This is a genomic window from Mycobacterium appelbergii (assembly GCF_032883035.1).
GTDB lineage: Bacteria > Actinomycetota > Actinomycetes > Mycobacteriales > Mycobacteriaceae > Mycobacterium > Mycobacterium appelbergii.
Genome location: NZ_JAMQTH010000023.1, coordinates 26,733 through 39,432, shown reverse-complemented (window position 1 = coordinate 39,432; position 12,700 = coordinate 26,733). Strand labels below are relative to the sequence as shown.

Here is a 12,700-nt window from a genome sequence, read left to right as displayed (position 1 = left end):
TACGGTCGGAATCATGGATGTTTACAACTTGGCTTTCGAATGGACGGAGACCAATCGGCATTGGCTCGTTGAGGCTCCTATCAGGATCGCTGCCTACATCGTCATCGTTCTGATCGCGCGGTACGTGCTGCACCGGATGATCGACCGTGCAACCACCGGCAGAACTCGCAAAGCCCGAAATGTGGATGAGCAGGTGGAGACCAAAAGGCCTCCGCTGCTGCGTCACCTGCGCGATCGGGTGCCGTCCTCGGCGACCAGTCAGCAGGTTGCGGCACGGCGTCAGCAACGTGCACAGACCATCGGCTCGGTGTTGAAGTCGACGGTGTCGATCGTGCTGTTGATCTGGGCGGTACTGGCCATCCTCAGCGTGCTCGGCGTGAACATCGCCCCGTTCATCGCCTCAGCTGGTGTGGTCGGGCTCGCCATCGGCTTCGGTGCACAGAACCTGGTGCGCGATTTCGTCACCGGGGTGTTCATGCTGCTCGAAGACCAATATGGGGTCGGCGACGTCGTCGACCTGGGTGAAGCGATCGGCGAGGTGGAGAGCGTCGGGCTGCGGGTCACCACCGTGCGCGATATCGACGGGACCCTGTGGTACGTCCGCAACGGCGAGATCGCCCGCGTCGGGAACATGAGCCAGGACTACGCCGTCGCGCGCGTCGAGGTGCCGGTCGCGTTGACCGCAGACGTCGCCCGGGCCGAACAGGTGGCGGTCGACGCCGCGCAGGAGGCCATCGCCGAACCGTCAGTGGCCGCAAAGGTGCTGGGTGCACCGGAGATGCTCGGGGTCCAGGAGTTGTCGCCGGACCTGCTCATCCTGCGGATGACGGTGAAGACACGGCCGAATGCGCAGTGGTCGGTGCAACGTCGCCTGCGCCGCGAGATTCTGCGCGCCTATGACGAGAACGGGATCGACCTGCCCTACCCGCAGGGCCGCATTCACGCCCTCGTCGGCGGACAAACTGAGGAGTAGCGACGCCACGAATTGTCGCCGGGGGTCAACTGGCAGCTGCGCGCGATCTGCAGGACGTCGACGATCACTGGTCGCGGGCCAAAGGGCTCGACCGTCTCCAGCACGGTACCTGTTTTGGTCCCGAATTCAGTATCGCGGTGGCATGCCCTCGCTGAATGTCGACTTTGACGACGCGGAGATGGAGCAGATCCGAGTTGCCGCCCAGGCCGACAACCTGTCACTCAAGAAGTTTGCGCGCGCCGCCGTTCTGGAACGTGCCAGCATGCACAAGCGCAAGGTCGCCGAGGCGGCGCGTGTCGTGGCCGAACGGTCGGCTGAGCTCAACCGGCGTTTGGCGTGACGTACTACCTCGATCGCGAGGATGTCCTCATAGCGGGGTCGATTGCGTTTGGAGGTGAGTTGACGGTGCGTGATTATGGCTTGCTTGACGCGGCGGTGGCTCGACCGCAGGCGACCGTTTTCGGCGTCGACGCTTATCCGGAACTGTGGGATAAGTCCGCTGCACTGTTGCAGTCGCTGGCACGCAATCGATTCGGGACCGCGACATCGCCGATATCGCGGCCTCGCTCGCCGGGTTTGCGGCCCGGTAGCACCAGTCGTCTCGAAAAGTGGTACCGCATGCGGTACCACTTTTCCAGACCACATATGTGTCAGCCTCGTGGTACCGGCGTGACTGGTGTGAAAACTGTCCACGATAGAAGACCTGGTGGGAGCGCCGGACTAGGACCGCCAGGAGTTTAGGACCGTCTCGATGGTGTCGTACACCTGATCTCGCGCTGATTGGCGGTCGATGCCGGACATGAGCAATTCGTCGTAGTCGGTGTCTGCGTGACGGACTGACGCCGCGACGGCGAGTCGCACCGCATCCGGATCGAGCGCACGCCCGGCTGCGCTGCGTCCGACCCGCCCACTGCTACGCGTCGCTGCATGGCGGGCGATCGCCTGGGCCCGATCGGTAGGGCAGCGTGGGAATTGCGCCAGGATCGCATCGGCGAATTTTGCCTGGAAATGCACGTCTTCGTCGGCCCGCCGCACCTGGTCGCGTTCTCGGCGGCGGGCGCGGACATCGGCGTCGGACAGGCACTCTTGTTCGGCCTGCTGGATCGCGTCGGGCTCAGCCAGGATCCCTTGCCGCTCATAACGTTTACGTGACCGGCTCCACCGCACCACCACCGCGGAAAGCCCACTGGCCTTCTTGGCCCGCCGTGTCAGCGCGGCGTCCCCGGCAGGCAGGAACTCCAGATGCCCGAAGTCGGCGCAGTCCAGGCACAACGGTCCTGCATCCTCCATGAACAGAAAGTCGCCGGTTCCGTCGCATGACGTGCACGTCCAGTCCTTGACAGGCATGATCGCCAGGAGATCGGGTGGTTTGCTCTGCCGCTTGATTGTGCGCTCATCGAGATCCGGTGACACCCAATGCGTTCGGTACGCACGTTCGACCGCTTTTTCCCCGTCGGCACTGAACCGCAACGGACGACGGTCACGAGTCTGGCTGACGTAGTCGGTCTCGGAGGTGTTGAGGCCGCGGTCTTGCGCCCAACGCTGGAACGCACCCAATGCCGCCGTGACCTTGTTCGGGTTTGTCTGGATGGCGCTCTCCAGCGAATCGATGGCGCCCTGGCGCCACCGGTCCACGTGTGGGGGTGTCAGCCAGCCCAAGCGGAGAAGTACATCGATTGCACTGACGTATCGCTGCGCCTTCAGGGCCGCCTCCGCGGCCTGCTCGACGCGTTCTTCAAGCTTCGACCCAGCCATATCGGAACAGCGTAACTACCTCCTGCGCCGCAGAAGCCAGAGGTTGGTGCCTCAGTAAATCTCGCGATAGAGCTCGATGATCTCGGCATGGGTGGGGATCCGCGGGTTGTTGTTCGGCGACCCGGAAGCCAGCGCCTGGGTCGCCATGATGTCAAGCCGGGCCTCCCAGTCGCTCTTGTCGATGCCGTACGCCTGCGGAGTCGGGACCTCGACGTCGGCGCAGAGCGCTTCCAGCGCCGTTACCAAAGCGGTTGCCGCCTGGCGATCCCCGGTGGATTCGGGAACGACGCCCATCGCCCGCGCGCAGTCGGCGTAGCGCTCGACTGCGGAGTCGACCGAGAACTTCGTGACCGCGGGCAGCAGCATGGCGTTGGACAGCCCGTGTGCGATGTGGAAGTGGCCGCCGATCGGGCGGCTCATGCCGTGCACCAGTGCGACGCTGGAGTTCGAGAACGCCATGCCCGCCTGGGTCGACGCCAGCATCATGGCCTCGCGCGCCTCGCGGTCTGTGCCGTCGGCGTAGGCCCGGCGCAGGTGTCGTGAGATCGACGTCATCGCCGCCAACGCGAGCGCATCGGTGAACGGGCTCGCCCGCCGGCTGACATAGGCCTCGATCGCGTGGGTCAGCGCGTCGACCCCGGTGTCGGCGGTGAGACGGGCCGGCATGGACACGGTCAGCTCGAAGTCCACCACGATGGCGATCGGCAGGAACGACAATCCCGGACAGAGCATCTTCTCGTCGGTGTCGCCATCGGTGATGACGGTGAATTGCGTGGCTTCCGAGCCGCTTCCGGACGTCGTCGGTACCGCCACGATCGGCAGCGCCGGGCCTGCGTAGCTGCTGGGTGCCTTGTACGACGCGACATCGCCACCGTTGGCCGACAGCACCGCCAGCGCCTTGGCGGTGTCCATCGGGCTGCCGCCACCGAAACCGATGATCCCGTCGGCCTTGTGCGTCCGGGCGAGTTCCAGCCCGTCGGTCAGGGAGGCCACCGTCGGATCGGGCACCGTATCGGAGAAGACCGCGACCTCGGATCCGGCGGATTGCAGGGTCTTGACGAGCCGTTCGGCCTGACCGGTCTCGGTGAGGTATTTGTCGGTGACCAGCAGCGGCCGATGGATATTGAGTTGAGCGACAACGGTTCCGAGATCATCGATCGAGCCGGCGCCGATCTTGGCAAAACGGGGGAGTGCGATGTCGACGGTCATACCACCATGCTCTTTGTTCATTCATGCAGCCGTCAACGGCCAATGCCGCACATGCGCGTGCACAATTGCACGTGTAGGTTTGGGGCATGTTCAGCGCCGACAACCTGCGCTTCTTCCTCGAAGTCGCACGCACGGGCCGGCTCAACGAGGCTGCCCGCAATCTGGGAGTGGACCACACCACCGTGGGCCGCAGGATCGTCGCGCTGGAGAAATCGTTCGGTGAAAGGCTTTTCGACCGTTCCCCGGGCGGGTGGCATCTCACCGAGGCCGGTGCGGATCTGCTCCCACGGGCGGAATCGGTGGAATCGGCGGTCATCGCGGCATACGACGCACGGGCCTCTGCGGCCGGGCCGCTCACCGGCACCGTGCGGGTGGTGACCCCGGATGGATTCGGCGCCTTCGTCGTGGCACCGCGACTTGTCGAGTTGCGACGGACGCATCCCCATCTCGATGTCGAGCTCGCCACCGCAACCGAACGCGGATCACTGTCGGCCCGCCACTTCGATATCGCGGTGACCCTCGAAGAGCCGCCGCCCCGCGCGGTCCATGTACACCACCTGGCCGGCTACGACCTGCGGCTCTACGCGGCACCGGAGTACCTGGACACGGCTCCGCCGATCACGGAACTGTCGGATCTGACCAACCACACGCTGATCTGGTACATCGACGCGCTGCTCGACGTGGCGCCGCTGCGGATCCTTGACTCCCTGCCGCACAAACAGCGAGTCGCGGTGCAGACCAACAACATCACCGGGCACTGGACCGCTGCCCGCAGTGGGCTCGGCATCGCGCCGCTGCCGGAATATGTGGGAGCACCCGACACCTCCCTGAAGGTGGTGCTCCCGCAAGAATTCTCGGTGCGGCGCAACTACTGGCTGGTCATCCCGCGCGAATTACAGCAGCTCGGGCGGGTGCGGGCCGTCGCACAATTCCTGCGCTCAACGGTGGCGGCCAACCCGTACCTCGCCCAGCCCGACTGACGAGCCTCACACGGCGGGGTGCTGCTTGTTCCACGGCGTGGCGGCCTGGAAGGCGCCGACCACGTCGACGAGCCGGCGCTCCTCAAAGGCACTCCCGACCATCTGCAGCCCGACCGGGAACGGGTTGCCGGACTCAGTGGTGGTGAAGCCGCCGGGAAAGGTGATGGTCGGAAGCTGCGAGAGGGTGAACGGCACCGTGAACCGGTGCACGCCTGCGGTGGTCTCCTCGTCCATCCGGATCATCTTCTCGACCGGCGGAGCGATGAAGGACATCGCCGGGATCAACACCGAATCCACCTGTGCCAGCGCCGTCTCCATCTGGCCCTTGAATATCAGGCGTCGATGGAGCAGCTGGTCATATTCGATGCCGGACATGGCAATTCCGAGATCGATGAGTTCACTGAGCGCAGGCCCGTAGCTGTCTTTGCGCTCCGGGTAGAGCCCGCGATGGGCGCGTGCGGTCTGCACGGCACAGACCCCGAACCAGTCGGTGATGGCCTCGGTCGGATCCGGCAGGGTGATCGGGACGAGGTCGGCGCCCAGGTCGCGCAGCGCCTGCTCGGCTTCCCGATGCGCCTTTTCCACGTCGATGCTGACGTCGCGGTAGCTCCACTCCGGGTCGATACCGATGCGGACCCCGGTCAGCGAGGCGGGCGACTGCGTGTCGAACTGAGGCACCGCGCGCAGTGACGCGGTCGGGTCGCGGGGATCGGCCCCGGCGATGGAGCCCAGGATCAGGCCGGCGTCACGGGCCGAACGGCAGATCGGGCCCACGTGGTCCAGCGTCGCGGCCAGTTCGACGACACCGGCCCGGCTCACCCGACCCCACGTCGGCTTCAGACCGGTCGCACCGTTGGAGGCCGACGGCATCCGGATCGACCCACCGGTATCGGAACCCAGAGCGCCGAAACACAGTCCGGCGACGGGTGCGACGCCGCTGCCGCTCGATGAGACACCGACCCAACGATTGGCATCCCACGGGTTCAGCGGCGCCTTGAACGGGGGAGTGTGTTCGGTGTACACGCCCTCGGTGGTGTGTACCTTGCCGACGATGACCGCGCCCGCCTGCTCGAGCCTCTCCACGACCGTCGCGGTGCCGGTCGCCACCTGACCCGCCCGGATGGCCATCCCGGCTTCGGTGCGCCACCCGGCCTTGTCGTAGATGTCTTTGATGGCCAGCGGAATACCGTCGAGCGGACCCCGGGTGGTGCCGGCTCTGCGCCGTTCATCGGACTGAACGGCCTGGGCCCTGGCTTCATCCGCGGCCACGAAGGCATACGCCCCGATCCGCTGGTCCACGGTGGCGATCCGGTCGAGGGTCAGGTCCGTCAGCTGCTGTGACGTGACGTCTCCGCCGGCCAACAGCTCGACCAGTTCGCAGATCTCCCGGTAGTGCAGTCCGGCTGCCGAATCCTTGTCCGTCATATCACCAATCTCCCTGTACCTGAATCTATTCCGTCATTCAACTGCTTGCGCCACCGTACGTTGGTCGTCGGGCAGCTCGTCCTCGTCGGCCGATACCGGTGAACCATACTGTGAACCTCGGGTGAGAATCGTGAGCGGGATGTACACGATCGGTCCCAACAGCATGGCCGCGAACGAGGCGAAGTGCAGCGGGTAGACGCCGAACACGCCCAGCGCGCCCACCGCCAGACCGGAGGCCAGGGCCACCATCCCGCAGATGTTCCAATCCTTGATGCGGCCTTCGCGGAACTCGATCTGGCTGCTCGGAGCGAGCTTGAGCAGCTTGCGGCAGACGAAGTAGTCGCTGAGCAGGATGAAGATCCAGGTGTTGGTCATGATGCCGGTGACGGCCAGGAACTTGTCGGTGTACTGCAGCACGTTGATCGGGTAGAGCACCACGCCGAGCCCGACCAGCAGCACCATCCACCATTGCCGGCCGATCCGTTTGGGGGAAAGCACATCCCAGGCATTCGACAGGGCCAGTGAACCGGAGTACAGGTTCATCACGTTGATGCGCACCTGCGTCAGGATTGCGAAGATCACGCCGAGGACGCCCATCACGACCGCGAAGATCAAACCGGGATCGGTGGCGGCCAGTTCCTGTTCGGCCCGACTGCCGTCGAAGTGCGAGATCATCGTGAAGCCGAGGAACACGCCGAGCACCATGACGACCGCGATCATCAGGAGCTCCACGAGCATCACCCCTGCGGTGCCGGCATAGGACACCGACCGCTTCACGAATCGCCCGTAATCGGTGGCGATCAGCGCCTGGAACACCACCTGACCGTTGGCCAGGCTCAGCGCCTGCCACATTGCCGTCGCCGACACACCGTCCTGAACGGCCCATTCGCCGGGCCCGACCAGCACGTAGCCGTTGGCGAGCATGACCATGCCGACGACGAAGAGGATCAGGAAGATCGGCATACCGAACCGCTGCAGGATGTTCATCGAGTGCATGCCGCGCCAGGAGTAGTACAGCGCGATGAGCGCCACGATGCCGAACACCACGCTGGCGCCCGCCGAATTGATTGGTATTCCGGCGATTTCACTCAGGCCGTGCGAGACGATGCTGCCCTCGAAGATGAAATAGAAGACGTAGTTCACCGCGTAGACGAACGACGCGATCGCCGAACCCCGCGCACCGAAACCAAGCCCGCGCGACAACAGCGGCAGCGACAGGCCTTCCTGGCTGGCGATCCGCATCACCAACGCGCCGACGACGGTGGCGCCGATGACCATGTAGGCGATCGGGATGAGCACCGTCGGCCAGCCCACCAGAAAGCCCATCTGACCGCCCAGCGCGAACCAGAACATCGCGGTGACGTTGCCCGTGAGGACCAGCAGGATGGCCGGCCGACGCCAGCGCTGACTGTCCGGGACGCGCGTCGTCGCGTAACTCTCGATCTGATCGTCAAGGCTGGTTGTCGGCCCCTGGAAATAGCTGCTGAAGCTCAACGCATGATCCTTCCTCGCGCCATCTCGCGACTGATTGATCGACCCGACAGCGACGCTGCGGTGTGAACAACATCTCAACCTGCGTATACCGGTTAGTCAACGGACAGTGCTGCACATGGAAGTGCATAGATGCACGCACTTCCTCGCGAAGTCGGAATCCTGTCCGGCAGATACGGTTTCAGCGGGTGCACGAATGCACGGGACCTGCGCGGACCGTGCGACGGGCGGGACTACCCCTCCGCGGCGACCAGTGACCGGAGCTTGATGTCGGGGTTGTCGCGCTGGAAGCCTTCCAGCCGCCACGGCGTGGAGAACAGCACGAGCATGACGCCGTCGGTGCGGGTGAGGACTTCCGCGGACACCTGCTTGTTCATGAACTCGGCATCCTCGGGGTCCACGATCCGCGCGACCTGGTAGGGCAGGGTTTCCAGTGCGATGGGAGCGCTGAGTTCGGTGGCCATGCGGTGAGCCGCCACTTCGAACTGCATCGGCCCGACGGCGGCGAACACCGGTGCCTGGTCGCCGCGGCGATCCGAGCGCAGCACCTGCACGACGCCTTCCTGGTCGAGCTGCTCGATCCCACGGCGGAACTGCTTGTGCTTGCTGGGGTCGGTGCCGCGGGCGACCGCGAAGTGTTCGGGGGAGAAGCTCGGGATCGGCGGATACTGCACGGGCACATCGCGATACAGCGTGTCCCCGGGGCGCAGCGCGGCGGCGTTGGCCAGTCCGATCACGTCGCCGGGCCAGGCGGTGTCCAGGGTGGCGCGTTGCTGGCCGAACACCGACTGGGCGTACTTGGTGACGAACGGCTTGCCGGTGGTGGCGTGGGTGAGGACTTCGCCCCGCGCGAACGTGCCGGAGTAGACGCGGGCGTAGGCGATGCGATCCCGGTGGGACGAGTCCATTCCGGCCTGCACCTTGAACACGAACGCACTGAACGGTGCATCGGTGGTGCGGTGGTCCCCGTCGAGGCCGAGCGCCGGACCGGGCGGCGGCGCCAACTCGGCGAGCACGTCGAGCAGCTGGTTCACCCCGAAGTTCAGCGCGGCCGAGGTGAACAGCAGCGGGGTCGACTCGCCGCTGAGGAAACCGTCGCGGTCGTAGTCGGAGCCATCGGCGCTCAACAGCTCGGATTCCTCGACGGCAGTGTCCCAGTCCTCGCCGGCGGCGGCATGCGCGTCGTCGGCGGAGATGTGTTCTTCGGGCGCCGCGGTGGCGCCGCCCGCGGTGCGGGTGAACCGGATGAAGTTTCCGGAGCGACGGTCCAGCACGCCCTTGAAATCTCCGGCGATGCCGACCGGCCAGGTCAGGGGAGTGGGACGCAGCCCGATCCGCTCATGGATCTCGTCGATCAACTCCAGGGCGTGCCGGCCGGGCCGGTCCCACTTGTTGATCACGGTGATGATCGGGATGCCACGGTGCTTGCACACCTGGAACAACTTCAGGGTCTGCGGCTCAAGGCCTTTCGCGGCGTCGATCAGCATCACCGCGGAATCCACCGCGGTCAGCACCCGGTAGGTGTCCTCGGAGAAGTCGGCGTGACCGGGGGTGTCGAGCAGGTTGATGACGCAGTCGCGGTAGGGGAACTGCAGGGCCGTCGACGTGATCGAGATGCCCCTGGCCTTCTCCATCTCCATCCAGTCCGACACGGTGGCGCGACGGCCCGCCTTGCCGTGAACCGCACCCGCCTCTGTGATTGCCCGCGCATGCAACGCCAGGGCCTCCGTGAGCGTGGATTTACCAGCGTCAGGGTGGCTGATGACGGCGAAGGTTCTGCGGCGGCCCGCTTCAGCGGTGATACGGCCAGATGAGGAAGTGGTGGCAGGGGCCAGGGCATTGTCGGTCATCTCACCCGAAATGGTATTGGCCCCCGAGTCAAATCCGTAATCGCAGCCGTTGCATCATGATGCGCTGATGCGACGATGCTAAAATTCAATATGCGCACCACTGTTGACCTCCCAGCGGACCTGCACCGCCAGGCGCAGGCGATCGCCAGGGATACGCGTCGCACGCTGAGCGAAACGGTTGCCGACCTCATGCGCCGGGGTCTCGGCGCCGGCGCTGCTGGCCCCGAGATCTCTACAGATCCTCGAACAGGGCTGCCTGTTGTGAGTGTCGGCACGGTCGTGACCTCCGAGGATGTGCGCTCGCTGGAGGATGAGGAGTGACAGCGCTGCTCGACTCGAATGTGCTGATTGCATTGGTGGTCGCCGAGCATGTCCATCACGACGTCGCCGCGGACTGGCTCCACAGGTTCGAAGGCGGGTTTGCCACGTGTCCGATTACCCAGGGGAGTCTGGTGCGCTTCCTGCTGCGGTCGGGACATACCACTGCCGCTGCCCGTGATGTGGTCACTGCCATTGAAGCTGCAGAGCTTCACGAGTTCTGGCCCGACAGTGTGCCTTTCACTGGTGTGCAGATGAATGGCGTGGTGGGTCACCGGCAGGTGACCGACGCCTACCTCGCTCAGCTGGCCCGGAGCCGCGACGCGCGACTGGCGACTCTCGATGTCGGAATGGCGCAGCTGCACAGTGACGTGGCACTCCTCGTTGCGGCGAGGACCGACGGCTGACCCACCCGTGGCGAGCAGGTGGCGTCGCAGGCCCACGTGCCTGAGCGCCACATGCCCCACAGGTCCCAGTCTCGCCCAGGCGCTCGTACCGCCCGCCTAGTAGCGACAAAGTCGCTCACAGGCGGGCACCTCGAATCCTGGTGCCCACGAGGCTCGCGGGGCCGATGGTTCGGCTGGGATTCCGAGCCTGAGGCTGCTGCTACCAGTGCGCCCCATGTGGCGTTTTCAGCGACAAAGTCGCTAACAGGCGGGCCGAACGACACGTCCTTCCGCAGTCGATGCTGGTGTGACGCATGTGGCCAGACGGCATAGACGCGCGGACCCAAAAGTGACCGTTGACACATCGTCGACGCGCGAATACTGTCCGACAGGTATCTAAAACGATATGTCTTAACAAATGGTCGATTTGGTAGAGGACGCCACGTGAACCCACAGGCAACGGCGCCGCCCCGCCCTGACGGCGCCACCGAAGCCCACCTGCCGCAGAAGTCAGACGAGAAACCCGGCAGTCGTGGGTTGAGGTACCGGCTGCGGGTCGCGCTGCGTCGTCCGACCACCGCGATCGGGCTGCTGACCTTGGTGCTCTTCGGCTACCTGATCGCGGTGCCGATCGTCACGATGCTCATGCAGGCCGTCACCGTCAGCCCCAAGGACGCGCTCGTCGTGCAGCAGCCGGCCGGCTCGCTGACGTCTTACTACCTGTGGCGCGTGTTCCTCTCGCCGGTTGCCGCGGACCTGTTCTGGCGGCCCCTGGTGCACACCCTGGTGGTGAGTGCGTGCTCGGTGGTGCTCTCGCTGATCCTCGGCAGCGGCCTGGCGTGGCTGCTCACCCGCACGGACCTGCTCGGCCGCCGTTGGTTCAGCACCGCGCTGATCGTCCCGTACATGCTGCCGACGTGGGCGTTCGCGCTGGCGTGGACCACGATCTTCAAAAACCGGACCGCTGGTGGCCAACCCGGTTGGCTGGAGTCGATCGGGTTGACCCCGCCGGACTGGCTCGCCTACGGCGGCGTGCCCATCACGATCATCTTCACGCTGTACTTCTCGCCGTTCGTCATCCTGCTGGTCGGCAATGCCCTCACGCGGTTCGATTCGCAGCTCGAAGACTCGGCCCGCATGCTCGGCGCGCGGTACTTCACCGTGTTGCGCACGGTGGTGGTGCCACTCATGCGGCCGGCCCTGATCTCGGCCACCACGCTGATCCTGGCCAAGGTGCTCGGCGAGTTCGGCGTCACCTACATCCTCGGCCTGCCAACGGATTACAACGTGCTGGCGACCTCGCTGTACCGCAACATCACCACCAGGGAGAACGGCGCGGCCGCGGTGATCGCGGCGGCCATCATCGTGATCGGGCTGCTCTCACTGTGGGTCGACGTGCACTTCCTCAAGGAAGCGCGGCGGTTCGTCACGATCGGCGGCAAGGGCGCGATGGACCGCACGCGCCCGCTGGGCCGCTGGCGCCTGCCCGCAACGGCGTTGTGCGGCTGCGCATTCCTGCTCAGTGTCGCGGTGCCGATCGCAGTGCTGTTGCTGTCCACGCTGATGCACCGGCCCGCCGATTTCTCCGCGGACAACTTCACCTTCGACTACTGGTTCGGCCACGGGTTGGACACCCCGGGCTTCACCGACGGTGTCCTGGTGAGCGGCGCGGTCTGGTCGGCGACGTGGAACACCTTCTGGATTGTCGGGGTCGCCGCCGTGGCCGCGGGGGTGCTGGGCAACCTGGTCGGCTATGTCGTGGTCCGCTCACCGAGTCGGCTGCTGGGCACCACTCTGCGCCAACTGACCTTCCTGCCCTACCTGGTGCCCGGCATCGCATTCGCGGTCGCCTACCTGTCCTTGTTCGCCGTCCCGCGTGGCCCGATACCGGCGCTGTACGGCACCGCGACGATCCTCGTGCTGATCTACATGGCCGAGCAGATGCCGTTCGCGTCACGGGCCGGTATCTCCTCGATGATGCAGCTGGGGCCCGACCCCGAGGAGGCCGCACAGGTCGCCGGGGCCGGCTGGTGGCGCCGGATGGCCGGCATCGTGCTGCCAATCCAGAAGCGCGCGTTGGCAACCGGGGTGCTCATGCCGTTCATCGCCGGGGTTCGCAGCCTGAGCCTGGTGGTGATCCTGGCAGTGCCGGGCATGGACGTGCTCACCACCTTCGCCATCAAGCTCGTCGAATACGGCTACACGCAGGCGGCCAACGGTGTCGTGCTGATCGTTTCCGCCGTCGCGTTCGGCGGCACCTACGCCATACAGAAAACCATGAAGACCGACCTCGGTCGGGGACTAGGTGGATGA

The 12,700-nt window shown here is 65.5% G+C and carries 11 protein-coding genes and 1 pseudogene; 7 read left to right on the top strand and 5 right to left on the bottom strand.

What is annotated here, in order from left to right; all coding sequences use genetic code 11:
- Positions 1-13: 13 nt before the first annotated feature.
- From M1247_RS35005 to M1247_RS34995, 3 genes and pseudogenes are all read left to right on the top strand, one after another.
- On the top strand, positions 14-973 hold the full coding sequence (locus M1247_RS35005; RefSeq protein ID WP_317161053.1) for a mechanosensitive ion channel family protein: 960 nt from the start codon (positions 14-16) through the stop codon (positions 971-973).
- A gap of 142 nt (positions 974-1,115) precedes the next feature.
- A complete protein-coding gene (locus M1247_RS35000) occupies positions 1,116-1,313 on the top strand; it encodes an antitoxin Phd (protein ID WP_317161052.1) in 198 nt (65 codons plus the stop codon).
- Positions 1,310-1,501 (top strand): annotated as a pseudogene (locus M1247_RS34995) (type II toxin-antitoxin system death-on-curing family toxin); the annotation flags it as partial. The gene M1247_RS35000 and the pseudogene M1247_RS34995, both read left to right, overlap by 4 nt.
- Before the next feature lie 192 nt (positions 1,502-1,693).
- On the opposite strand, the gene M1247_RS34990 reads toward M1247_RS34995, so the two are convergent.
- Both M1247_RS34990 and M1247_RS34985 read right to left on the bottom strand, forming a co-directional pair.
- Positions 1,694-2,728, bottom strand: a complete 1,035-nt coding sequence (locus M1247_RS34990; protein WP_317161051.1) for a DUF2293 domain-containing protein — start codon at positions 2,726-2,728, stop codon at positions 1,694-1,696.
- A gap of 51 nt (positions 2,729-2,779) precedes the next feature.
- Entirely contained in the window at positions 2,780-3,937 is a 1,158-nt protein-coding gene (locus M1247_RS34985; protein WP_317161050.1) for an iron-containing alcohol dehydrogenase, read from the bottom strand.
- An 86-nt stretch (positions 3,938-4,023) separates the two neighbouring features.
- Between M1247_RS34985 and M1247_RS34980 the strand changes: the two genes are divergently transcribed.
- Entirely contained in the window at positions 4,024-4,917 is an 894-nt protein-coding gene (locus tag M1247_RS34980; protein WP_317161049.1) for a LysR family transcriptional regulator, read from the top strand.
- A gap of 6 nt (positions 4,918-4,923) precedes the next feature.
- Here M1247_RS34980 and M1247_RS34975 read toward each other — a convergent pair whose 3' ends face one another.
- From M1247_RS34975 to M1247_RS34965, 3 genes are all read right to left on the bottom strand, one after another.
- Positions 4,924-6,342 carry an amidase gene (locus M1247_RS34975; protein ID WP_317161048.1) on the bottom strand — a complete coding sequence of 473 codons (1,419 nt, stop codon included), beginning with the start codon at positions 6,340-6,342 and terminating at the stop codon, positions 4,924-4,926.
- Between the two features lie 33 nt (positions 6,343-6,375).
- Complete coding sequence (locus tag M1247_RS34970) at positions 6,376-7,836, bottom strand: purine-cytosine permease family protein (RefSeq protein ID WP_317161047.1); 1,461 nt, start codon at positions 7,834-7,836, stop codon at positions 6,376-6,378.
- Between the two features lie 230 nt (positions 7,837-8,066).
- Entirely contained in the window at positions 8,067-9,683 is a 1,617-nt protein-coding gene (locus M1247_RS34965) for a peptide chain release factor 3 (RefSeq protein WP_317161046.1), read from the bottom strand.
- A 90-nt stretch (positions 9,684-9,773) separates the two neighbouring features.
- On the opposite strand from M1247_RS34965, the gene M1247_RS34960 reads away from it, so the two are divergent.
- The 3 genes from M1247_RS34960 to M1247_RS34950 all read left to right on the top strand — a co-directional run bounded on the left by M1247_RS34960 (position 9,774) and on the right by M1247_RS34950 (position 12,700).
- Positions 9,774-10,004, top strand: a complete 231-nt coding sequence (locus tag M1247_RS34960) for an antitoxin (protein ID WP_317161045.1) — start codon at positions 9,774-9,776, stop codon at positions 10,002-10,004.
- Positions 10,001-10,408 (top strand): TA system VapC family ribonuclease toxin, encoded by a 408-nt coding sequence (locus M1247_RS34955; protein ID WP_317161044.1) that lies wholly within the window; start codon positions 10,001-10,003, stop codon positions 10,406-10,408. Before M1247_RS34960 ends, M1247_RS34955 begins: the two co-directional genes overlap by 4 nt.
- 423 nt (positions 10,409-10,831) lie before the next feature.
- On the top strand, positions 10,832-12,700 hold the full coding sequence (locus M1247_RS34950) for an ABC transporter permease (protein WP_317161043.1): 1,869 nt from the start codon (positions 10,832-10,834) through the stop codon (positions 12,698-12,700).